This is a genomic window from Nocardioides sp. LHD-245 (genome assembly GCF_030929495.1).
Classification (GTDB): Bacteria; Actinomycetota; Actinomycetes; order Propionibacteriales; family Nocardioidaceae; genus Nocardioides.
This window is the reverse complement of sequence record NZ_JAVFWN010000009.1, coordinates 113,512-135,159: the sequence shown is the minus strand read 5'-3', so window position 1 is coordinate 135,159 and position 21,648 is coordinate 113,512. Positions and strand designations below refer to the sequence as shown.

General features: G+C 72.4%; 20 protein-coding genes and 1 riboswitch. Of the genes, 17 read left to right on the top strand and 3 right to left on the bottom strand.

Annotated elements, in window-relative coordinates; all coding sequences use genetic code 11:
- Positions 1-57: 57 nt before the first annotated feature.
- Positions 58-678 carry a Crp/Fnr family transcriptional regulator gene (locus RB608_RS14235; RefSeq protein WP_205126405.1) on the bottom strand — a complete coding sequence of 207 codons (621 nt, stop codon included), beginning with the start codon at positions 676-678 and terminating at the stop codon, positions 58-60.
- Between the two features lie 194 nt (positions 679-872).
- Between RB608_RS14235 and nth the strand changes: the two genes are divergently transcribed.
- The 6 genes from nth (at position 873) to RB608_RS14205 (ending at position 6,270) form a co-directional block, all read left to right on the top strand.
- Positions 873-1,589 carry an endonuclease III gene (gene nth / locus RB608_RS14230; protein ID WP_308088633.1) on the top strand — a complete coding sequence of 239 codons (717 nt, stop codon included), beginning with the start codon at positions 873-875 and terminating at the stop codon, positions 1,587-1,589.
- Entirely contained in the window at positions 1,589-2,218 is a 630-nt protein-coding gene (locus RB608_RS14225) for a TlpA disulfide reductase family protein (RefSeq protein WP_308088632.1), read from the top strand. Before nth ends, RB608_RS14225 begins: the two co-directional genes overlap by 1 nt.
- Positions 2,215-2,967 carry a CoA pyrophosphatase gene (locus tag RB608_RS14220; RefSeq protein ID WP_308088631.1) on the top strand — a complete coding sequence of 251 codons (753 nt, stop codon included), beginning with the start codon at positions 2,215-2,217 and terminating at the stop codon, positions 2,965-2,967. Before RB608_RS14225 ends, RB608_RS14220 begins: the two co-directional genes overlap by 4 nt.
- Positions 2,964-4,148 carry a MarP family serine protease gene (locus tag RB608_RS14215; protein WP_308088630.1) on the top strand — a complete coding sequence of 395 codons (1,185 nt, stop codon included), beginning with the start codon at positions 2,964-2,966 and terminating at the stop codon, positions 4,146-4,148. The genes RB608_RS14220 and RB608_RS14215 overlap by 4 nt, the downstream gene beginning before the upstream one ends.
- A 62-nt stretch (positions 4,149-4,210) precedes the next feature.
- Positions 4,211-5,476 (top strand): acyl-CoA dehydrogenase family protein, encoded by a 1,266-nt coding sequence (locus RB608_RS14210; protein WP_308088628.1) that lies wholly within the window; start codon positions 4,211-4,213, stop codon positions 5,474-5,476.
- Between the two features lie 17 nt (positions 5,477-5,493).
- Positions 5,494-6,270, top strand: coding sequence for an enoyl-CoA hydratase-related protein (locus tag RB608_RS14205; RefSeq protein ID WP_308088626.1), 777 nt, complete (start codon positions 5,494-5,496; stop codon positions 6,268-6,270).
- 75 nt (positions 6,271-6,345) lie between these two features.
- Here RB608_RS14205 and RB608_RS14200 read toward each other — a convergent pair whose 3' ends face one another.
- Positions 6,346-7,242: an oxygenase MpaB family protein gene (locus RB608_RS14200; protein ID WP_308088625.1), complete on the bottom strand. Its 897-nt coding sequence runs from the start codon at positions 7,240-7,242 to the stop codon at positions 6,346-6,348.
- Between the two features lie 108 nt (positions 7,243-7,350).
- On the opposite strand from RB608_RS14200, the gene RB608_RS14195 reads away from it, so the two are divergent.
- The 11 genes from RB608_RS14195 to RB608_RS14145 all read left to right on the top strand — a co-directional run bounded on the left by RB608_RS14195 (position 7,351) and on the right by RB608_RS14145 (position 20,913).
- Positions 7,351-8,547, top strand: coding sequence for an NADH:flavin oxidoreductase (locus RB608_RS14195; RefSeq protein ID WP_308088623.1), 1,197 nt, complete (start codon positions 7,351-7,353; stop codon positions 8,545-8,547).
- Positions 8,548-8,591: 44 nt separating this feature from the next.
- Entirely contained in the window at positions 8,592-9,698 is a 1,107-nt protein-coding gene (locus RB608_RS14190) for a diacylglycerol kinase (RefSeq protein ID WP_308088621.1), read from the top strand.
- Positions 9,695-10,519 carry an SDR family oxidoreductase gene (locus tag RB608_RS14185; protein ID WP_308088620.1) on the top strand — a complete coding sequence of 275 codons (825 nt, stop codon included), beginning with the start codon at positions 9,695-9,697 and terminating at the stop codon, positions 10,517-10,519. The genes RB608_RS14190 and RB608_RS14185 overlap by 4 nt, the downstream gene beginning before the upstream one ends.
- Positions 10,520-10,528: 9 nt before the next feature.
- The gene (locus tag RB608_RS14180; RefSeq protein ID WP_308088619.1) at positions 10,529-11,599 is read left to right on the top strand and encodes an MBL fold metallo-hydrolase; all 1,071 of its coding nucleotides are present in this window, start codon (positions 10,529-10,531) and stop codon (positions 11,597-11,599) included.
- A gap of 47 nt (positions 11,600-11,646) precedes the next feature.
- Positions 11,647-11,756, top strand: a riboswitch (TPP riboswitch).
- A 3-nt stretch (positions 11,757-11,759) separates the two neighbouring features.
- The gene (locus RB608_RS14175; RefSeq protein WP_308088618.1) at positions 11,760-12,836 is read left to right on the top strand and encodes a thiamine ABC transporter substrate-binding protein; all 1,077 of its coding nucleotides are present in this window, start codon (positions 11,760-11,762) and stop codon (positions 12,834-12,836) included.
- The gene (locus tag RB608_RS14170) at positions 12,833-14,467 is read left to right on the top strand and encodes an ABC transporter permease subunit (RefSeq protein ID WP_308088617.1); all 1,635 of its coding nucleotides are present in this window, start codon (positions 12,833-12,835) and stop codon (positions 14,465-14,467) included. The genes RB608_RS14175 and RB608_RS14170 overlap by 4 nt, the downstream gene beginning before the upstream one ends.
- Positions 14,467-15,522 carry an ABC transporter ATP-binding protein gene (locus tag RB608_RS14165; RefSeq protein WP_308088616.1) on the top strand — a complete coding sequence of 352 codons (1,056 nt, stop codon included), beginning with the start codon at positions 14,467-14,469 and terminating at the stop codon, positions 15,520-15,522. The genes RB608_RS14170 and RB608_RS14165 overlap by 1 nt, the downstream gene beginning before the upstream one ends.
- Positions 15,523-15,532: 10 nt before the next feature.
- Positions 15,533-16,609: a phosphatase PAP2 family protein gene (locus RB608_RS14160; RefSeq protein WP_308088615.1), complete on the top strand. Its 1,077-nt coding sequence runs from the start codon at positions 15,533-15,535 to the stop codon at positions 16,607-16,609.
- A gap of 328 nt (positions 16,610-16,937) precedes the next feature.
- On the top strand, positions 16,938-18,206 hold the full coding sequence (locus RB608_RS14155; RefSeq protein ID WP_308088614.1) for a C40 family peptidase: 1,269 nt from the start codon (positions 16,938-16,940) through the stop codon (positions 18,204-18,206).
- 32 nt (positions 18,207-18,238) lie between these two features.
- Positions 18,239-20,233 (top strand): acyl-CoA dehydrogenase, encoded by a 1,995-nt coding sequence (locus RB608_RS14150; protein ID WP_308088613.1) that lies wholly within the window; start codon positions 18,239-18,241, stop codon positions 20,231-20,233.
- The gene (locus RB608_RS14145; RefSeq protein WP_308088611.1) at positions 20,230-20,913 is read left to right on the top strand and encodes a methyltransferase domain-containing protein; all 684 of its coding nucleotides are present in this window, start codon (positions 20,230-20,232) and stop codon (positions 20,911-20,913) included. Before RB608_RS14150 ends, RB608_RS14145 begins: the two co-directional genes overlap by 4 nt.
- Positions 20,914-21,019: 106 nt before the next feature.
- Here RB608_RS14145 and RB608_RS14140 read toward each other — a convergent pair whose 3' ends face one another.
- Positions 21,020-21,508, bottom strand: coding sequence for an inorganic diphosphatase (locus tag RB608_RS14140; RefSeq protein ID WP_308088798.1), 489 nt, complete (start codon positions 21,506-21,508; stop codon positions 21,020-21,022).
- Between the last annotated feature and the right edge of the window lie 140 nt (positions 21,509-21,648).

The window sequence follows — 21,648 nt, the reverse complement described above, 5'->3', positions numbered from 1 at the left end:
AGAAGCGACCCTTCGCCTACATCACGTGATGAAACCGCGGCTCCCGCGGACCAGGGCTCAGCGGGCCCGGCGCGACATCCGCTCCATGTCGAGGATGACGACGGAGCGGGGCTCCAGGCGCAGCCAGCCGCGCGAGGCGAAGTCGGCGAGCGCCTTGTTGACCGTCTCTCGGGAGGCGCCGACCAGCTGGGCGAGCTCCTCCTGGGTGAGGTCGTGGTGGACGTGTACGCCGTCGTCGGCGGTGCGGCCGAAGCGGTCGGCGAGGTCGAGCAGCGCCTTGGCGACGCGGCCGGGGACGTCGGAGAAGACCAGGTCGGCGACCACGTCGTTGGCCTTGCGCAGCCGCGCGGCCAGCTGGGCGAGCAGACCGCGGGCGACCGTCGGGCGCCCCTCGAGCCAGCGCAGCAGGTCCTCGTGCGACAGCGAGGCGAACTCGGCGTCGGTGACGCAGGTGACGGTGGCCGAGCGCGGGCCCGGATCGAAGAGGGAGAGCTCGCCGAACATCTGCCCGGGGCCCATGATCGCGAGCAGGTTCTCGCGGCCGTCGGACGAGGTGCGGCCGAGCTTCACCTTGCCCTCGAGGACGACGTACAGCTTGTCGCCGCTGTCGCCCTCGTGGAACAGCACCTCGCCGCGGCGGAGCCGGGTGGTGGCCAGCGACGTGCGCAGCCCTGCCATTGCCTCGTCGTCGAGGGCACTGAACAGTGGCGCCTGACGGAGTACGTCGTTGTCCACGCTTCCTCCAAAGTTGCGTAAAACCCGGTCTGCGGCATCCTAGCCAGTGCGTGATGTCACACCTAGTGCCGCGTCCGGCATGTCCCCCTCGGAGACACCGGCCCGCGCTGTCGGAGGCACACCGTAGGGTGGCCTCCGTGCGGCCGATCGACACTACCGAGGAGACGTCGACCCAGCTCGTCCGGAGGGCCCGCAAGATCGACCGGGTGCTCGGCGAGACCTACCCCGACGCCAAGGCCGAGCTCGACTTCGACAACCCCTTCGAGTGCCTCGTCGTCACCGTGCTGTCGGCGCAGACGACCGACAAGCGCGTCAACGCGGTGCGCCCGACGCTGTTCGCCGCCTACCCCGACCCGCCGTCGATGGCCGCCGCCGATCGCGCCCACCTGGAGCAGATCGTGGGTCCGCTGGGGTTCTTCCGGGCCAAGACCGAGTCGCTGCTCAAGCTCAGCGCGGCGCTCGTCGAACGCTACGACGGCCAGGTGCCTGCCCGGCTCGACGACCTCGTCACGCTGCCGGGGGTGGGCCGCAAGACCGCCAACGTGGTGCTCGGCAACGCCTTCGACATGCCCGGGATCACGGTCGACACCCACTTCGGCCGGCTGGCCCGTCGGCTCGGGTGGACCGAGGAGACCGACCCGGTGAAGGTCGAGCACGCTGTCGGGGCGCTCTTCCCGAAGCGCGACTGGACCATGCTGTCGCACCATCTGATCTGGCACGGCAGGCGACGCTGTCACGCCAAGAAGCCAGCGTGCGGTGCCTGCCCGGTCGCCCGATGGTGCCCGTCCTACGGCACCGGACCGACGGACCCGATCGAGGCGGAGAAGCTGGTCCGCGCTGAGGGGCCCAACTGATGCGCCTTCGCGCCGCCGCCGTCGCCCTGATGGCGGCGGGCGTGCTGCTCACGGGCTGCGACAGCGTGGCGCCGGCCTTCGCGTGCAAGGTCGATGCGACGACGCCCGAGCTGATCGAGGACCGTGAGGCGGCCGGCATCGCCGACTGCGACCCGGCGGCCTGGTTGGTGGCCGACGGTGCCGCCGCGCAGCTGCCCGACCTCGAGCTCGACTGCCTCGGTGGTGCGGACGGCGCGGCGCTGTCCCAGGTCCGCGGCCCGGCGGTCCTCAACTTCTGGGCGTCCAACTGCGGCCCGTGCCGCAAGGAGATGCCTGCGCTGCAGGAGTTCTACCAGTCCTACGGCGACCGGATCACCGTGCTGGGCGTCAACTGGCTCGACACCTATCCCGGGGCGGCCATCGACCTGGCGCGGCAGAGCGGCGTCACCTACCCCTCCCTGGCCGACGGCTGCGGCGACCTCGAGGAGACCGACGCCGACCTCGGCATCGGCCTGCCGTTCTTCCTCTTCGTCGCCGCCGACGGCACCGTGTCCCGGCCGCACACCGGCGGCGTGACCTCGCCCGACGAGATCGTCGCCATGGTGGCGACGTACCTCGGCCTCGACCTCACCGCCCGGGCGGCGTCGTGACCGACGAGGCCGCCGACGTCCCGGCCGAGCTGCCGGCGGGCCTGCCCGCCTGGCTGCACCCCGTCGCCCAGGGCGCGCGCCGGATCAGCGGCAGCCACCTGACCGCGTTCCTGCCGCCCAAGGACAAGCCCGTACGCCGGGGCGCGGTGCTCATGCTCTTCGGCGACCACGACGTCCTGCTCACCGAGCGCGCCCACGACATGCGCTCCCACCCCGGTCAGGTCTCCTTCCCGGGCGGCAGCATCGATCCCGGGGAGACGGTGGTCGAGGCCGCGCTGCGCGAGGCCGATGAGGAGATCGGCGTCGACCCCGCCGGCGTCGAGGTCTTCGGCACGCTGCCCGAGCTGTGGCTGCCGCCGTCCAACTTCGCGGTGACGCCCGTCCTCGGGTGGTGGCGGGAGCCGGCTCCGATCCGGGTCGCCTCCCCGCAGGAGGTGCACGCGATCCATCGGGTGACGCTCGAGGAGCTGTTCGCGCCCGAGCACCGGATCCAGGTCCGCCACCCCGGGGGCTGGATGGGCCCTGGCTTCCTCATCGGCCCCGACAAGGACGTCATCCTGTGGGGCTTCACGGGCGGGATCCTGACCCGGTTCTTCGACTTCCTCGGGTGGCTCCCCCCGGTGACGGACCCACCGGTGCATGATCTCCCGGACTACATGCTCGCCGAGCACGTCCGCCGGACGGCCGCCGCGGCGGCTGTCGACGACGATGCGGGGGACGGCATGGACATCCTGGAGCCCAACGAGTGAACGTCCTCGACTGGCTGCTCGTCGTCCTCGTCGCCGCCTATGCCCTCTCCGGCTACTGGCAGGGCTTCATCACCGGCGCCTTCGCGACGATCGGGCTGCTGTCGGGCGGTCTGGGCGGCATCCTGCTGGCACCGCTGGTCCTCGGCGGCCTCGACCCGTCGTTGGCCGTCTCCCTGGGCGCGCTGTTCATCGTGATCCTCTGCGCCTCGCTCGGCCAGGCCGTGTTGCAGTACGCCGGCGCGCGGGTGCGCGAGCGGATCACCTGGCAGCCTGCCCGCGCCCTCGACGCCGTCGGCGGTGCCCTGCTCAGTGCGCTCGCGGTCCTTCTCGTGGCCTGGGCGCTCGGGGTCGCGATCTCCGGGACCCGGATCGGCTCGGTCACCTCGATGGTGCGCGGCTCCGCGGTGCTCTCGAAGGTCAACGAGGCGCTCCCCGAGTCGGCACCCAACGCGCTGCAGGCGTTCAACAACGTGGTCGGCACCGGCTTCTTCCCCCGTTACCTCGAGCCGTTCGCCCCGGAGCGGATCGTGGAGGTCGCGCCCGGGCCCGCCGACCTGCCGGGCTCCGACCGGGTCGACGCGACCCGCTCCAGCGTCGTCAAGATCCGGGGCGGCAACCGCTGCGGCCGCGGGGTCGAGGGCACCGGATTCGTCTTCGCCGAGGACCGGGTGATGACCAACGCCCACGTCGTCGCCGGCGTCGAGGATCCGGAGGTGAGCATCGGCGGCGGCACCGAGCTGGCCCGGGTCGTCCTCTACGACCGCGACCTCGACGTCGCCGTCCTGGCCGTGGAGACCGACGACGCACCGGTGTTGAGGTTCGACACCGGCGTCGGCGCCGAGGACCCGGTGGCGATCGTCGGCTACCCGCAGGACGGTCCGTTCGACGTCCAGACCGGTCGGATACGCGCCATGCAGAACCTCCGTTCGCCCGACATCTATGGCGCCGGCACCGTCGTCCGCGAGGTCTACTCACTGCGCGGCCTGGTGCGGCCCGGCAACTCGGGCGGCCCGATCGTCACGCCGCAGGGCAAGGTCGCGGGCGTCGTCTTCGCCGCGTCGGTGACCGACCCCGAGACCGGGTACGCCCTCACCGCTCAGCAGGTGCAGGCCAGCGCGCGCGCCGGCACCGCCCCCGGCACCGACGACGGCGAGGTCGACACCGGCGACTGCGCTTCGTGAGTGTCGGAACAACCGGTCGACCGGTGAGTCCTGCACCGAGCGGGTGCGCCATAGTGGCCCCCATGACCGGGCCCTCGCCGATGTATCCCGCCTACGCCGCGCCGAGCGAACAGGCCCTGCGCCTGTACGACGAGATGCGCCGCTTCCTCGCCGAGGACGTGTTCCCGGCCGAGGAGGCCTACGAGCGCTACCGCGAGGCCGCCGGCCCGGACGACCACACCGTGCCGACGGTCGTCGAGGAGCTGAAGGTCAAGGCCCGGGCCCGCGGCCTGTGGAACCTCTTCCTGCCGAGCGAGTCCGGGCTGACCCAGCTGGAGTACGCGCCGATCGCGGAGCTGTCCGGCTGGAGCCTCGAGCTGGCGCCGGAGGCGATCAACTGCCAGGCGCCGGACACCGGCAACATGGAGCTGCTGCACCTGGTCGGCACCGACGAGCAGAAGCAGCGCTGGCTGCGACCGCTGCTGGACGGCGAGATCCGCTCGGCATTCGCGATGACCGAGCCCGCGGTCGCCTCCTCCGACGCCACGAACGTCGAGACCCGGATCGAGCGCGACGGCGACGAGTACGTCGTCAACGGCCGCAAGTGGTGGATCACCGGCGCGGCCGACCCGCGGTGCCGGGTGCTCATCGTGATGGGCAAGACCGATCCCGAGGCGGCCACGCACCGTCAGCAGTCGATGCTGATCGTCCCGGTCGACACGCCCGGTGTGGAGATCAAGCGCTCGTACCCCGTGTTCGGCCGGCAGGACCAGCACGGCCACACCGTCATCGAGTTCACCGACGCCCGCGTCCCCGTCGGCAACCTGCTCGGCGAGGAGGGCGGGGGCTTCGCGGCCGCCCAGATGCGGCTGGGCCCCGGCCGGATCCACCACGTGATGCGGGCGCTCGGCGCCGGTGAGCGCGCGCTCGCGATGATGGTCGATCGGGCGAAGACCCGCACGGCCTTCGGGGGCCTCCTCGCCGAGCAGTCGGCGGTGCGGGAGAAGATCGCCGAGTCGCGCGTCGAGCTCGACCAGGCCCGCGCCCTGTGCCACCTGGCCGCGCACACGGTCGACGCCGAGGGCAACAAGGGCGCCCGGCACCTGATCGCCTCCGCCAAGATCGCGGTGCCCCGCGCCGTCCTCTCCGTCATCGACCGGGCCATCCAGCTCCACGGCGCCGCGGGCATCAGCGACGCGACGCCGCTCGCGTCGCTCTACGCCTGGCACCGCGCGATGCGGATCTTCGACGGCCCCGACGAGGCCCACCTGACCACCCTCGGGCGTGCCGAGTTGAACCGCGACCCGCTGTTCGACCTGCCGCCCGCCCTGCACGACCAGTTCCGCTGAGACCGAGGACCGAGCCGATGACCGAGACCTTCGTCCGCTACGCGTACGCCGACGGCGTCGCCCGGATCACGCTCGCCGACGGCGACCGCGGCAACCCGATCCACCACGCCTCGGTGGCGCAGCTCCACGACGCGGTCCGCTCCGCACACCGTGACGCCGCCTGGGTGATCGTGCTCGCGGCCGAGGGCCGGTTCTTCTCCGTGGGTGGCGACCTCGGCGCCTTCGCCGAGGCCGAGGACGTCGCCGGCTTCATCGACGACCTCGCCGAGGCGCTGCACCGGGTCGTCAGCGAGCTGGTCCGCTCCGAGGCCATCGTCGTCAGCGTCGTTCAGGGCACCGCGGCCGGCGCCGGCTTCCCGCTCGCCGCCGCGGCCGACATCGTGGTCGCCGCCGTACGGGCGAGATTCAGCCTCGCCTACACGAAGGTGGGCCTCTCGCCCGACGGCGGCAGCTCGCTGCTGGTCCACACCCTCGGCCTGCACCGCGCGCTGCGCGTCGCGCTCCTGGGGGATCTGCTCACCGCGCAGGAGGCGTACGACGCCGGGCTGGTCGCGCGCGTCGTACCCGCCGACGAGCTGGCCGCCACCGCCGACCAGATCGTGGCCGACCTGGCCGCCGGCTCGGTCACCGCCCAGGCCGCCGCCAAGCGCCTGCTCCGCGAGGTCGCCGCGCCCGCGCCGGAGTCCGCCCTGCGCAAGGAGACGCTCTCCATCCGGGCTCTCGCCGACAGCCCCGACGGGCGGGAGGGCGTGGCCGCGTTCCTGGAGAAGCGGACGCCTCGCTTCGGAGGCTGATCTCGCCGTCGTACCGGACAGATCGGTCGTGATCTGGCCCGAAGGACGACAGGAATGCCCGGTACGACGACCAGATCAGCCGGGAGCCACGGAGGCGTCGTGCCGCACCGGGCAGCCGCCCGTACCCGGCACGGGGAAGGTGCCGAGGTCGGCGAGCCGGTAGCCGTCGGGATAGCTCTTGATCCGGGGCAGGTCTGCGGTGAACGTCGGCCGACGGTTGGACGGGGTGTAGCGCAGCAGCCGGGCCCGGATCCGCATCGCGCCGACGCTGAGGCGGCGGACGACCGGGCCCGGGTCGGGGTACGCGAAGGCCTCGCGCAGCGGCTGGTCCATCAGCCCGCGGCTGAACAGGTCGACCGGCTTGCGCAGCGGGCGTGGGTAGAACGTCGCGAGCAGGCGCAGCGTGGAGTCCGCGACCCGGCGGCCGCCCGCGTCGAAGTCGAAGTGGGCCCGCTCGTAGTCGTCCATCAGGTGCAGGAACGCGTCGTAGGTCTCCGGGATGTCCTTGATCCCCATGTGCCGCCCGAGCGCGCGGTAGTAGTTGACGCTCGCGCGCAGCTCGCCGTCGCTGAGGGAGCGCCAGCCGTAGTCGTCGAGCCAGCGCTTGGGGACGACGACGAAGGTCGACAGGACGTAGCGGAAGTCGTCGTTGGAGATGTCGTACATCCGGTGCATCTGGTTGATCCGCCGCATCGCGGTCCGGCCCGCCTCGGAGTCGAAGCCGTGCACGAACGGCGCCTCGAGGAGCAGCGCCGTGTCGTCGTACCTCTTCTGGACGGCGCCGGTGAATGCGCCGGTCTCGTCGAGGAGCCGGCCGATGCTCGGCACGGCGTAGGTCCGGAAGAGCGCGAAGCTGAGCGCCTGGGTCAGGTCCCAGGTGAACTCGTAGAGCGCGAGGTTCTGGTAGATCTCGACATAGTCCGTCTCCGGGTCGAGGGCGTTGTTGCGGTCCCGCCAGAGGGTCTTGGCCATGCTCCGGAGCCTAGGACGGTCCGGCCGTTCGCAATAGATGACGAGTTCACGCTGTTGCGGAGCCCGGACTCCTAGAACGTGTTCCACTGCGGGTCTAGAGTGCGCCGGGTGAGCATCCCCGACGTCTTCGCCCCGGCCGAGCTCGGTCCGGTCCGCCTGCGCAATCGGACGGTCAAGGCCGCGACCTTCGAGGGACGTACGCCGGACGGCGTGGTCACCGACGAGCTGATCGCCTACCACCGGGCGCCCGCCGCCGGCGGCGTCGGGCTGACCACCGTCGCCTATCTCGCCGTCGCGCCCGACGGCCGCACCCACCGCGAGCAGATCGTCGTGGGCGAGGCGACCCGGCCGGGCCTGGCCCGGCTGGCCGACGAGATCCACGCGACCGGAGCGAAGATCGCCGGCCAGGTCGGGCACGCCGGCCCGGTCGCCAACGGCCGCTCCAACGGCGTCCACGCGATCGCCGCCAGCCCGATGCCGAGCCCGCTGTCGATGCAGATGATCCGCGCCGCGTCCGAGCGTGACCTCACCCGGGTCACCCGCGCGTACGTCGACGCCGCGCGCACCCTGGTGCGCGCCGGGTTCGACGTGCTTGAGCTGCACATGGCGCACTCGTACCTGATCTCGTCCTTCCTGGCCCCCGGCCTCAACCGACGTCGCGACCGGTGGGGTGGCCCGCTGGAGCGGCGGGCCCGGCTCGCGCGGCAGGTCGCGCGGGTCGTGCGGGAGGAGGTGGGGGACGCCGCCGCGGTGACCGCGAAGGTGTCCGTCTCCGACGGCTTCTCCGGCGGCGTGACGACGGAGACGAGCATCGAGCTCGCGCAGCTGCTGGAGGCCGACGGCCACCTCGACGCGCTGCAGCTCTCCGGCGGCTCGTCCCTGATGAACCCGATGTACCTCTTCCGCGGTGGCGTGCCGCTCGCGGAGTTCGCCGCGACCATGCCGCCGTTGGTGCGGTGGGGGATGCGGACCCCGGCGGGGCGCGGCTTCCTCAAGCGCTACGACTTCGAGGAGGCCTACTTCCGCGAGAAGGCGCTCCGGCTCCGCGGCGCGGTCGCGATGCCGCTGATGCTGCTCGGCGGCATCAACGAGCTGGCGACCATGCGGCAGGCGATGGCCGACGGCTTCGACTTCGTGGTCATGGGCCGCGCGCTGCTCCGGGAGCCGGACCTGGTCGACCGGCTCCGGGGCGGCGAGGCGAGTCGCGGCATCTGCATCCACTGCAACCGGTGCATGCCGACGATCTACTCCGGGACCCGCTGCCCGGAATGGGCGCCGGGCGAGGTCATCCCCGGCCCGCGCTGACCTGGGCCTTCCCAGAAACTAGAACCTGTTCTACATTGACCCGCATGTCACAGGCCATCCCTGAGAAGCCCCTGCGGGTCGTCGTCTGGTCCACCGGGACGATCGGCCGCCACGCGATCGTCGGCGTCGACGCCCATCCCGACCTCGAGCTGGTCGGCGTGTGGACGTCGACCCCGGAGAAGCACGGCCAGGACGCCGGCCTGCTCGCCGGTCTCGACCGCGAGCTCGGGATCAGGGCGACGACGGACCGCGACGAGCTGGTCGCGCTCCGCCCCGACTGCATCGTGCACGGCGCGATGACCGACGACCGGGTGTTCGAGTCGATCGCGGACCTCACCGAGCTGATCCGCGACGGCGTCAACGTCGTCTCGTCCGGTCCGGTCATCCTGCTCCACCGCGACGGCACGCTGCCGGCCGAGATGATCGACCAGATCGACGAGGCGGGCCGGCAGGGCGACGCCAGCCTGCACGTCAACGGCATCGACCCGGGCTTCGCCAACGACGTGCTGCCGCTGGTGCTCACCAGCCTCAGCCAGCGCATCGACCACGTCAGGGTCAGCGAGATCGCCGACTACTCGACCTACTACCAGCCGGTCGTGATGCGCGACCTGTTCGGCTTCGGACAGCCGCTGGACGCCAAGCCACTGCTGTGGGAGCCGGGCATCCTGACCACGGCCTGGGGCCCGGTCGTCCGGGTCATCGCGGCCGGCCTCGGCGTGACCCTGGACGAGCCGCTCGTCGAGGAGGTCACCCGTCGGCCGGCGCCGCGCTCGGTCAGCACGGTCTCCCTCGACATCGAGGAGGGGACGATGGGATCGGTGCTGTTCCGGGTCATCGGCACCGTCGACGGCGTCCCGCGGATCACCCTGGAGCACGTCACCCGCACCGACGCCGCGGCCGAGCCCGACTGGCCCACGCCCCACGAGGGCGACGGTTGCTACCGCATCGAGGTCACGGGCGAGCCGTGCATGAAGCTCGAGTTCACCCACCACGGCGAGCACGGCGACCACAACGTCTCGGGCATGATCGTCACCGCCCAGCGGCTGATCAACGCGATCCCGGCGGTCGTCGCGGCGAGGCCGGGCCTGGTCACCGCGCTCGACCTGCCGCTCGTGACCGGCCGCGGCCTCGTCAGCGGTACGACGCGATGAGCATCCTCGACCGGTTCCGGCTCACCGACCATGTCGCTGTCGTCACCGGGGCCGGCCGCGGGATCGGCGCCGCCACCGCGGTCGCGCTCGCCGAGGCGGGTGCGGACGTCGTCCTCTCCTCGCGCACCGAGGCGCAGCTGAAGGAGGTGGCGCGGCGGATCGAGGACGCCGGGCGCCGGGCCCTCGTCGTACCCGCGAACCTCGCGCACACCGAGGAGGTCGCGGGCCTCGCGCAACAGGCGTACGACGCGTTCGGTCGGCTCGACGTCGTCGTCAACAACGTCGGTGGCACCATCCCGAACGCCTTCCTCGACACCGACGTCGCCTACCTGGAGGAGGCGTTCCACTTCAACGTCGCGACCGCGCACGCGCTCAGCCGGGCCGCCGTGCCACTGATGCTGGCCTCGGCAGGGGAGGGGCGGCAGAAGTCGATCACCTCCATCTCCTCGGCGATGGGGCGCCTGGCCGGGCGCGGCTATCTCGCGTACGGCACCGCGAAAGCGGCCCTCGCCCACTGGTCGCGGCTCGCCGCCACCGACCTCAACCCGGAGATCCGGGTGAACGGCGTCTTCGTCGGCTCGGTGATGACCAGTGCGCTGGAGTTCGTCGCCGGCGTGCCGGAGATGAGGACCCAGCTGGAGGAGGCGACGCCGCTCGGCCGGATCGGCGAGGCCGAGGACATCGCTGCGGCGGTGGTCTACCTGGCGTCCCCGGCGGGGAAGTACGTCACCGGCAAGATGCTGGAGGTCGACGGCGGGATCCAGGAGCCGAACCTCGACCTCCAGCTACCCGATCTCCGGCCGGATGTGAATGCCACCTAGAGTGCCTTCATGACCACTGGAGGGATCGCCACCGGCCACGCCGTCTCACCCGACTCCGGTCGCTATTGGTCCGACGAGGGCGCGTGGCAGGTCGCCGACGGGATCTGGCGGATCCCGCTGCCCCTCCCGATGGACGCGCTCAAGGCGATCAACGTGTACGTCGTGCAGGGCGACGACGGCCTCACGCTGATCGACGGTGGCTGGTCGATCCCGGTCGCGCGCGAGCTCCTCGACAAGAGCCTGCGCTCGATCGACTCCGGCTTCGGTGACATCAGGCGGTTCCTGGTCACCCACGTGCACCGCGACCACTTCACGCTCGCGACCGTCCTCGGCCACGAGTACGGCGCCGAGGTGGTGCTCGGCGCCGAGGAGCAGCCCGCGCTCGAGCTGCTCCACCGCGCCTCCGAGGCCGACCTCGGTGAGAGCCCGTTCCTCGACATGCTGCGCTCCGCGGGTGCCGAGGAGGTCGCCGATCAGTGGCGCGAGGGACACGACGGCGCGCTCCCCGACGCCGCCGACTGGGCCTTCCCCGACGTGTGGCTCGACGGCGACCGCACCTTCGACATCGGCCGCCGGCGGATCGACGCCGTGCACACCCCCGGCCACACCCCCGGCCACTACGTGTACGCCGACCAGCGTGAGGGAGTCCTGTTCGCCGGCGACCACGTGCTGCCCACGATCACGCCGTCGATCGGCTTCACCGCGCCGCCCGCCGACCAGCCGCTGGGCCAGTTCATGGCCTCGCTCGCGCGGGTCCGCGAGCTGCCCGACCTGCGCATCCTGCCCGCGCACGGCCCGGTCGCCCCCTCGTCGTACGCCCGGGTCGACGAGCTGCTCGCCCACCACGAGCACCGGCTCGCCCTGTGCCTGGCCTCGCTCGTGGACCGCGGTGCCGTCACCTCCTTGGTCGTCGCCAAGGACCTCGGCTGGACCCGGCACGAGCGGGCCTTCGCCGAGCTCGACGTCTTCAGCCAGGGCATGGCCGCGATGGAGACCAAGGCCCACCTCGACCTGCTGGTCGCCCGCGGTCAGGCCACGGCCACGGATCACCCGGACGGCGTCGTCTACACCGCGCGCTGACGGCCGCGGCCCGCGCGCGGGGCCGCGCCGGGACGGCCTAGACTGGCGGCGTCAGACAGGGGAGCACCCACGGGGGTGCTGAGAGTGCGGCGCGGGCCGCAGACCCTCCGAACCTGATCCGGTTAGCACCGGCGAAGGGAGTCATCCGATGCGTACGCGCATGCTCACTGGCCGCCTCAGGGGCCTCGGCCTGGCGGCCCTCACGACGTCCGCCCTCCTGGCGAGCGGCTGCTCGCTGATCGGCAGCGAGAGCGACGGCGACCGGGCCGGCGACCGGGCTGAGGACACGACGGTCACCCTGGTGACCCACGAGTCCTTCGCGATCCCCGACGAGCTCGTGGCGGCGTTCGAGAAGGACACCGGCTACGACCTGAGGATCAGCAAGCTCGAGGACGCCGGTGCGTTGACCAACGAGCTGGTGCTCACCAAGAGCAATCCCGTCGGCGACGTGGTGTTCGGCGTCGACAACACCTTCGCGACCCGCGCGGTCGACGAAGGCGTGTTCGCGTCGTACGCCCCGACACTGCCGGCGGGCGCCGACGCCTACGAGCTGTCGGGCGACGAGGACGACGCGCTCACACCGGTCGACACCGGCAGCGTCTGCGTCAACGTCGACGACGCCTGGTTCGAGGGTGAGGGCGTGCCCGCTCCCACGACGCTGGACGACCTCACGAAGCCCGCCTATCGCGACCTCTTCGTGATCCCGGGCGCCAGCACCAGCTCGCCCGGCCTGGCCTTCCTGCTGGCGACCATCGGCCGGTACGGCGACGACTGGTCGTCGTACTGGACGAAGCTCGTGGCCAACGGCGCCAAGGTCGTCAAGGGCTGGTCGGACGCCTACTACACCGACTTCACCTTCTCCGGCGGCGACCGGCCGATCGTCGTGTCCTACGACTCCTCGCCGGCGTTCACCCTCGACGAGGCGGGGCAGCGGTCGACGACGAGCGCGCTGCTCGACGGCTGCTTCCGGCAGGTGGAGTACGCCGGCGTGCTGGCGGGCGATGACACCAACACCGCCGGTGCCCACGCGGTGATCGACTGGCTGCTCTCGCCCGAGGTGCAGGCGGCGCTGCCGGAGTCGATGTACGTCTTCCCGGTCGACGCGGACGCCGAGCTGCCCGCCGACTGGGCGACCTTCGCCCCGCGGCCGGAACGCACCGAGGAGGTCGCACCCGCCGAGATCGCCGCCGAGCGGCAGGCGTGGCTCGAACAGTGGACGGAGATCGTCTCGCGATGATGGTCCGGCGGCTGGGGCTGGGGCTGCTCGCCGCGGTCCCGGTCGCGGTCGTCGCCGTCTTCTTCGTGTTGCCCGTCGGAGCCATGCTGCAGCGGGGGGTCTGGCCGGACGGCGCGTTCGACCCCGGCGCGGTGCTCGACGTGCTGCGCCGCCCCCGCACCGGGCGGGTGCTGTGGTTCACGGTGTGGACGAGCACGGTCGCCACGGCGGTCGCGGTGCTGCTCGGCCTGCCGGCCGCCTACGTGCTGCACCGGCTGCGCTTCCCCGGCCGGGCGCTGGTGCGCACCGCGCTGCTGGTGCCCTTCGTGCTGCCGACGGTCGTCGTCGGCCTGGCCGTGCGCGAGCTGATCGCGGACTCGGGACCGCTGGGCGCGCTCGGCCTCGACGGCACCCCCGTCGCGATCCTGATCGGCCTGGTCTTCTTCAACGTGGCGGTGGTGATCCGGACCGTGGGCGCGGCCTGGGAGGGTCTGGACCGGCGTCCGGGCGAGGCCGCGGCCGCACTCGGGGCGACGCCGGCCCAGGTGTTCCGCACGGTCACCCTCCCGGCGCTGCGGCCCTCGATCGTGTCCGCCGCGAGCGTGGTCTTCCTGTTCTGCGCCACGGCGTTCGGCGTGGTGCTCGTCCTCGGCGGCGTGCGCTACTCCTCGGTGGAGACCGAGATCTACCTGCTCACCGCCGACCTGCTCGACCTGCCCGCGGCGGCGGCGCTCTCGCTCGTGCAGATGCTCGCGGTCGTGGCCCTGCTCGTCGTGGTGGGCCGGCTGCGCGCCGTACCGGACCCGACGGTGCGGCGGGTCGTCCCCGCACCGGCGCGGCCACGGTGGCGCGACGCCCCGGCCCTGGCGGTCACGCTGCTGACCCTCGGGCTCGTGGCCCTGCCGGTGCTGGCCTTGCTGATCGGCTCGGTCCGCCGCGACGGCCGCTGGACCCTCGCGCACTACCGAGCTCTCACCGGCTCGGCCGACGGACTGTTGCAGGTGTCGGTGACCGACGCCCTCACGGCCTCGCTGCGGATCGCGGTCGACGCCACCTGGATGTCCCTCACGCTGGGCCTGATCGTGGCCTTCGTCGTCACCCGCACGGTCCGCACCCGTGCGGGGCGGCGGGCGCGGGCGGTGCTCGACGGCTTCTTCATGCTGCCGCTGGGCGTCTCGGCGGTCACGCTCGGGTTCGGCTTCCTCATCGCGCTCGACCGGCCGCCGCTCGACCTGCGCGCCAGCCCCCTGCTGGTGCCGATCGCCCAGGCGCTGGTGGCGCTGCCGCTCGTCGTCCGCGTCCTGGTGCCGGTGCTGGCGGGCATCGACGATCGCCAGCGGCAGGCGGCGGCCTCCCTCGGCGCGGGCCCGGTGCGCACCCTGCTGACCGTCGACCTCGCCGTCGTCTGGCGCCCGCTGCTGGCCGCCGCGGGCTTCGCGTTCGCCGTCTCCCTGGGGGAGTTCGGCGCGACGTCGTTCATCGTGCGGCCGGCCGAGCCGACCCTGCCGGTCGTGATCTACCGTCTGCTCGGGCATCCCGGTGCCCTCAACTACGGCACCGCGATGGCGGCGTCGGTGGTGCTCGCCGCCGTCACCGCGGGTGTGATCCTCGTCGTCGAGCGCCTGCGGGTGCCGGGAGTAGGAGCATGGTGATGCTCGACCTGCAGGGAGCCACCGTCACCTTCGACGGGACACCGGCCGTCGACGACGTCCGACTGAGTGTCGCGGACGGCGACGTGCTCGCCGTCCTCGGACCGTCCGGCTGTGGCAAGTCCACGCTGCTGCGAGCCGTCGCCGGACTCGAGCCGCTCGCCGCGGGCCGGATCGCCTGCGACGGCGCCGACCTCGCCGGCACGCCCACCCACCGGCGCGGGTTCGCGCTGATGTTCCAGGACGGCCAGCTCTTCGACCACCTCACCGTCGCGCGCAACGTCGGGTACGCCCGCCGCCTGCAGGGCGCCTCCCGGGCCGACATCCGCACGGAGGTCGCGGCGCTGCTCGACCTGGTGGGCCTGGGCGGGTACGCCGACCGCCTGCCCCGCACCCTGTCCGGCGGCGAGCGGCAGCGGGTCGCGCTGGCCCGCTCGCTCGCCGCCCGGCCTCGGCTGCTGCTGCTCGACGAGCCACTCAGCGCGCTCGACACCGGCCTGCGCGGCCGGCTGGCCGCCGACCTGCGTCGCATCCTCGTCGAGTCCGGTACGACGGCGCTGCTGGTCACCCACGACCAGGAGGAGGCCTTCGCGGTGGCCGACCGGCTGGCGGTGATGCGGGCCGGGCGCATCGTCCAGGAGGGACCCACCGGTGACGTCTGGGCGCACCCGGCCGATGCGGACACCGCTCTCTTCCTCGGCTACGGCCGGGTGCTGGACGGGGCGGCCGCCGCCACGCTGCTGCGCCGGGCCGGACTGCCGCCGGCCGCGGGCGCCGTCGCACTGCGCCCGTCCGCGGTGCTGGCCGGCCCCGGGCCGGGCTCCGGGCCGGGCGAGGGGACCCCGGGCGACGGGATCCCGGCCGTCGTCCGCAGCTTCCGCCCGGCCCCCGACGCCGGACGGCTCGTGGTGTCGGTCGAAGGCGTCGGCGACCTGGACGCGATCGGCGCTCCAGGGTGGGTCGTGGAGCCGGGCCGGCCCGTCGTCGTACGTGTCGAAGCGCACGCCATCGCCGTCCTGCCGGGCGCTGCCACCGGGCCGGCTGGAGGGGCACCGTAGGATCCGTCGGGTGTATCGCCGCGCCTACACCCTCCTCATCGGCACGGCCGCGCTCATGCTGGGCCTCGCTGTCTTCACCGCGTGGAAGCTCGATCGCCGGCTTCTCGACCCGGAGGGCAGCTTCCTGGGCCCGTCGTACATCCGGCTGCCGCTGCTTCTCCTCGGCGCCCTGCTGCTCGACCTGCTGCCCCTGGCGCTGTGGAAGGCCCACGGCCGTCCCAGCCGGGTGATCCCGGTCGTGCGCGAGCGGCTGAAGACGCACTGGACCAAGGAGCGCGCGACGCTGGTCGCGATCGGCGTCATCAGCTTCTACCTGACCTACGTCAGCTACCGGAACCTCAAGTCGTTCCTGCCGTTCGTGCGCTCCGACCCGGACGCCGAGCCGGGTGTGGTCAAGGCGCTGTCCTACGACCGCGAGCTGCACATCATGGACCGGGTCATGTTCTTCGGCCACGACCCGAGCGACGTCCTGCACGCCGTCTTCGGCACCAGCCTCACGGCACACGTCCTGTCGCCGATCTACCTGATGTTCCTGCCGCTGGTGCCGCTCGGCCTGACCGCGTGGCTGGTGTGGTCGCGCAATCTGTCCTTCGGCTACTGGTTCGTGACCTCCCAGTGCCTGGCCTGGTCGCTCGGCACGCTGTCCTACTACCTGCTGCCGACCCTGGGTCCCGGCATCGCGTTCTGGCCGGAGTACACCTCGCTGGCCCACACCGGCACCACGGACCTGATGGACAGCATCGTCAACGCGCGCGGCAACGTGCTCTACGGCGGCGCGACCCGATCGGTGAACTCGATCGCCGGCTTCGCCAGCCTGCACACCGCGATCACCCTGCTGATCGCGTTGATGGTGCAGTACACGCTGCACTCGAAGGTCCTCAAGTGGATCTTCTGGGTCAACTTCGGCCTCACCGTGATCGCCACGCTGTACTTCGGCTGGCACTACGTCGCCGACGACCTCGCCGGCATCGCGATCGCCATCGTGGCGTTCTACGTCGGCGGCATCGCCAGCGGCCAGAAGTTCGACCGACATCTGCGCTCGCATCCCACGACCACCACCTCCAAGGTCCCCGTCGACGTCGATTGAGTCCGATGGCGCGAGCCCGTCGCTCGTTCCTCGCGCCGCGCTGCCGCGCGCGGTCGAGCGTCGTAGGCCCTGGCTTCGCGTGGCGGCACGCCTTCGGCACGGCGGGAAGCACCGGTCTGGTCGGCTCCGGTCGCTCGTACCTCGCTTCCTGCGTCTGGTCGGCCGGCGTTCCCGCCGTGGTCTGGGCGGTGTGGGTGGCGCGAGCCCGTCGAGCGGCGGCGGAGCCGAGAACTACATCGGTGTAGTTCGCAAGTCGACACGCCGGTGACTTCTGAGATTTCTGAGATTTTTGTTTCGGATGTGACAAAAGCGCACTACGGTGACGCAAGTGCGTTCTCCCAGCCTCGGATCCGGACTGCTCGCCCTCGTCGTGACGGCGGTGGTCTGCGTCCCCGGAGCCCAGGCTGACCCGCCCGCGCCGGTCCCGCCGGTCCCGCCGGTCACGCAGGGCGCCCCGAGCGCCGCGGACGTGCAGGCGGCCCAGGAGCGCGCGGGTGCCGCCGAGGGCGACGTCGCCGCGATCCGGCAGCAGCTCGTCGACGCCGCGGCCCGGCTCGACGCCGCGACCGTCCGCGCCGCGAAGGCCACCGAGGCCTGGAACGGCGCCCGCTGGACCGCACGCACCGCGCGGGCCGTCGAGCGGCAGGCCGTCGCCGACGCCGCCGCCGCGGACCAGATCCTGGCCGGGCACAAGGCGGCCTTCCGCGACGCGGTCATCACCGCCCAGGGCATGGGCCTCGAGATGTCGGTGGTGGAGGCGCTCGTCGACGCCGAGGGCATGGACGCCCTGCTCGAGCGGTCGGCCGCCAGCGACTACGTGCAGTCCCTCTTCGATCAGCGCCGGATCGCGTACGTAGACGCGGCCGATGCCGCCGCCACCGCCGCGGATGCCGCCTCCGCCGCGACCGCGCAGGCCACCGCGGCGCTCGCCGACGCGCGGGCCGCGCGCGACGCCGCCCGGGCAGCCGCCGGCGACGCCGCCGCGGTCACGGAGCGGATCGAGGCCCGTCGTACCCGACTGGTGCAGCGGCTGGCCCGGCTCCAGGGGGTGAGCGTCGCCGTGGCGCGCGCCCACCAGGCCGCGGTCGACGCCGAGGCCGCCGCCCAGGCCGCCCAAGCCGCCCAGGCCGCCGCTGACGCGCAGGCGGCGAAGGACGCGAAGGACGCGAAGCACGCGGGTGGGGAGCAGGCGGACGGCGGCGCCCCGGCGACTGCGGCCCCCGCCCCTGCCCCCGCGGGCGGCGCCCAGGCCGTGATCGCCTTCGCCCGTGCCCAGCTCGGTGAGCCCTACCGCTGGGGCGCGGCGGGTCCGGGCGCGTGGGACTGCTCCGGCCTGGTCGCCAAGGCGTGGGCCGCGGCGGGGAGGACCCTGCCGCACTACTCCGTCGCCCAGTACGAGCAGTCCACGCCCATCAGCCGCGACCAGCTGCAGCCCGGCGACCTGGTCTTCTGGTCCGACGGCGGGCCGGGCTCGATCTTCCACGTCGCCCTCTACGCCGGCGACGGCCGGATCATCCACGCCCCGCGCACTGGTCGCCCGGTCAGCGAGGAGTCGATCGACTACTGGCGCACCCCGGACTTCTTCGCTCGCCCCTGATCGGCCCGCGCCCCATCCACTAGGTTCGCTCCATGGCCGAGGACCCCACCGCGACCGCGCCCCCCGAGTTGAGCGTCGACGTCGCCGCGCTCACCGCGCTGCTCGACGGGAGGTACGCCGACGTCCGTCGCTCCGTGCGGGCACTGCTGCCGGCGTACGCCTCCGTGCTGGAGGATGCCGAGACGATGCCCCGCGCGGAGTTCCGCGAGCGGGTCAAGGACGTGGTGCTGGAGATGGCCGGCACCGGCGCGGCGGCGATGGGCTTCCCGAAGGAGTACGGCGGCGGGGGCGACATCGGCGCCTCGATCGCCGCCTTCGAGACCCTCGCGTACGGCGACCTGTCGGTCCTCGTCAAGGTCGGGGTGCAGTTCGGCCTGTTCGGCGGCGCGATCCTGCAGCTCGGCACGCAGCGTCACCACGATGCCTACCTGGCCGACGTGGTCAGTGGCCGGCTGCTCGGCTGCTTCGCGATGACCGAGACCGGGCACGGCAGCAACGTCCAGGCGCTCGGCACCGTCGCCACCTACGACCCGGCGACCGGCACCTTCGTCATCACGACGCCGACGCCCGAGGCGGGCAAGGACTACATCGGCAACGCCGCCGCCCACGCGCGGGTGGCCGTCGTGTTCGCCCAGCTGGAGGTGGCCGGCGAGCGGCACGGCGTGCACGCGCTCGTCGTACCCCTGCGCGACGAGAGCGGCGCGGTCCTGCCTGGTGTGCGGATCGAGGACGACGGCGCCAAGATGGGGCTCAACGGCGTCGACAACGGCCGGATCTGGTTCGATCCGGCGGGCATCGTGCGGGTGCCCCGGGAGAACCTGCTCAACCGGTTCGCCGACGTGACCGAGGACGGGACGTACGTCAGCGACATCGAGAGCCCGGGCCGGCGGTTCTTCACGATGCTCGGCACCCTGGTCCAGGGCCGGGTGTCGGTCGGCGCGGCGGGCGTGAGCACCGCGAAGACGGCGCTGACCGTCGCCGTGCGCTACGGCCTGCGGCGCCGGCAGTTCGAGACCGGTGCCGAGGACGGTCCGGAGGGCCAGGAGCAGTTGCTCCTCGACTACGGACTGCACCAGCGGCGGCTCTTCCCCCGACTGGCGCGGACCTATGCGCTGCACTTCGCCCAGGAGGTGCTCGCCGGCGAGCTGCACGACGTCTTCTCCGGTCTCCGCACCGACGAGGAGACCCGGCGGCTGCTGGAGTCCCGGGCCGCCGGCACCAAGGCGCTGACCACCTGGCATGCGACCGACACCATCCAGGAGTGCCGCGAGGCGTGCGGCGGCGCGGGCTATCTCGCCGTCAACCGGTTCGCCGCGCTCAAGGCCGACACCGACGTCTTCACCACCTTCGAGGGCGACAACCACGTCCTCCTGCAGCTGGTCGGCAAGGGCCTGCTGACCGACTACGCCAGTGACTTCTCCGACCTCGACCAGCTCGGCATGGTGCGCTTCGTCGCCGGCCTGGCCGTCGAGACGGTCCTGGAGCGGACCCGGGTGCACCGGCTGCTCGAGCAGCTCCGCGACGTCCTGCCCGGCGGGGACGACGAGTGGCACACCGACAGCGGGCTGCGCGACCCCAACTACCACCTCGCGATGTACCGGTTCCGCGAGGAGCACCTGATCGGCGGCGTCGCGCGCCGGCTCAAGCGGGGTGTCGACGAGGGGATGAACCCCGGTGAGGTCTTCTCGCGGGTGCAGGACCACGTCATCGCGGCCGCCCGTGCCCACGTCGAGCGCCTGGTCCTGGAGGCCAACGTCTCGAAGGTCGCGTCCCTGCCCGAGGACGCCGGCGACCTGCGGCTGACCCTGAACCTGCTGTGCGACCTGCATGCGCTGTCCGGGATCGAGGCCGACCGCGGCTGGTTCATCGAGCACGGCCGGTTGAACACCCAGCGCTCGAAGGCGATCACCCGCGAGATCGGGGACCTGTGCCGCCGGGTCCGGCCGATCGCGCGCGAGCTGGTCGACGCGTTCGCCGTACCCGAGGAGCTCCTGCGCGCCCCGGCACTCATCCGAGGAGAGGCATGATCCGTTCCGCCCTGGCCCACGTGCCCGGACTCGGCGGGTGGTCCGAGGACCCCCTGTGGGCGTCGTTCTACGACTGGACCGTCGAGCACCCGACCGCCGGCGGGGCGATCTGGCGGCTCGGCATCGACAGCGACCTGCGCCTGCTGTACCGGGCCGCCGACGAGATCGGCCGGCAGCCCGCCGGGAGCCGGATCCTCGACATCCCCTGCGGGGGCGGGGTCGCCCTGCGCGGCCTGCGCCGCGGTCAGGACGTGGAGTACGTCGCCGGCGACATCTCCCAGGCGATGCTGGACCGCACCCTGCGGATGGCCGAGCGCCATGGTGTCGCCGACCAGGTCGTGCCGCGGATCGCCGACGTCGGCGACCTGCCGTTCGACGACGCCTCCTTCGACCTGGTCGTCACCTTCACCGGCCTGCACTGCTTCCCCGACCCGGAGCGCGCCGTGGCCGAGATGGGGCGCGTGCTGCGCCCCGGCGGAGTCCTCACCGGAAGCGCGCTGCTCAACGACACCGGCCTCCGCTTCGAGCCGTTGCGCCGGGCCGGCCGGGTCGCGGGGCTGCTCGGGCCGGGCTGCACCGGCGCGGAGGTGCAGCGCTGGCTGGAGGACGAGGGGATCGACGACGTACTCCTCGATCGGAGTGGTGCGATCGCCTACTTCCGCGGGGTCAAGCGCGGGTAGCTGTGGTCCGTTGAGTCGTCACAGTCTCCGTTCGAGTTGCCACTAACTCACCGTTGGTGTGGGAGTTGGTGGCAACTCAGCTGGAGAATGTGACGACTCAACGAGGTCAGTGACCCGAGGTCTTGAACCGCTCGAAGGAGGCGACGATCTCGGCCTCGGCCTCGGTGCGGCCGACCCAGTCGGCGCCCTCGACGGACTTGCCGGGCTCGAGGTCCTTGTAGACCTCGAAGAAGTGCTGGATCTCGAGGCGGTCGAAGTTCGCCACGTGGTTGATGTCGCGCAGGTGCTCCATCCGCGGGTCGCCCGCGGGCACGCACAGCACCTTGTCGTCGCCGCCGGCCTCGTCGGTCATCCGGAACATGCCGATCGCGCGGCACTTGATCAGGATGCCCGGGAAGGTCGGCTCCTGCAGCAGCACGAGGGCGTCCAGCGGGTCGCCGTCCTGGCCGAGGGTGTCCTCGATGTAGCCGTAGTCGGCGGGGTACATCGTGGAGGTGAAGAGGAAGCGGTCCAGACGCATCCGCCCGGACTCGTGGTCGACCTCGTACTTGTTGCGGCTCCCCTTGGGGATCTCCACGAGGACGTCGAACTCCAGCACTGGCTTCCTCCACACGATCTCGGCCCGGAAAGGGTCTGGCGCGGACGTGCTCGCGGGAGCCCCTGGAACCTGCCCGACGCCGATGTACGCGTCATTGTCCCGCACAATGGCCCCGAACGCGCAGTCGGGGAGGAGAA

What these genes read in the sequence shown, in the direction of transcription:
- RB608_RS14175 (WP_308088618.1), top strand. Translation starts at nt 11,760, where the DNA reads ATGCTCACTGGCCGCCTCAGGGGCCTCGGCCTGGCGGCCCTCACGACG.
- RB608_RS14145 (WP_308088611.1), top strand. Translation starts at nt 20,230, where the DNA reads ATGATCCGTTCCGCCCTGGCCCACGTGCCCGGACTCGGCGGGTGGTCC.
- RB608_RS14225 (WP_308088632.1), top strand. Translation starts at nt 1,589, where the DNA reads ATGCGCCTTCGCGCCGCCGCCGTCGCCCTGATGGCGGCGGGCGTGCTG.
- RB608_RS14190 (WP_308088621.1), top strand. Translation starts at nt 8,592, where the DNA reads ATGTCACAGGCCATCCCTGAGAAGCCCCTGCGGGTCGTCGTCTGGTCC.
- RB608_RS14235 (WP_205126405.1), bottom strand. Translation starts at nt 678, where the DNA reads ATGGCAGGGCTGCGCACGTCGCTGGCCACCACCCGGCTCCGCCGCGGC.
- RB608_RS14205 (WP_308088626.1), top strand. Translation starts at nt 5,494, where the DNA reads ATGACCGAGACCTTCGTCCGCTACGCGTACGCCGACGGCGTCGCCCGG.
- RB608_RS14150 (WP_308088613.1), top strand. Translation starts at nt 18,239, where the DNA reads ATGGCCGAGGACCCCACCGCGACCGCGCCCCCCGAGTTGAGCGTCGAC.
- RB608_RS14185 (WP_308088620.1), top strand. Translation starts at nt 9,695, where the DNA reads ATGAGCATCCTCGACCGGTTCCGGCTCACCGACCATGTCGCTGTCGTC.
- RB608_RS14210 (WP_308088628.1), top strand. Translation starts at nt 4,211, where the DNA reads ATGACCGGGCCCTCGCCGATGTATCCCGCCTACGCCGCGCCGAGCGAA.
- RB608_RS14180 (WP_308088619.1), top strand. Translation starts at nt 10,529, where the DNA reads ATGACCACTGGAGGGATCGCCACCGGCCACGCCGTCTCACCCGACTCC.
- RB608_RS14165 (WP_308088616.1), top strand. Translation starts at nt 14,467, where the DNA reads ATGCTCGACCTGCAGGGAGCCACCGTCACCTTCGACGGGACACCGGCC.
- RB608_RS14200 (WP_308088625.1), bottom strand. Translation starts at nt 7,242, where the DNA reads ATGGCCAAGACCCTCTGGCGGGACCGCAACAACGCCCTCGACCCGGAG.
- RB608_RS14170 (WP_308088617.1), top strand. Translation starts at nt 12,833, where the DNA reads ATGATGGTCCGGCGGCTGGGGCTGGGGCTGCTCGCCGCGGTCCCGGTC.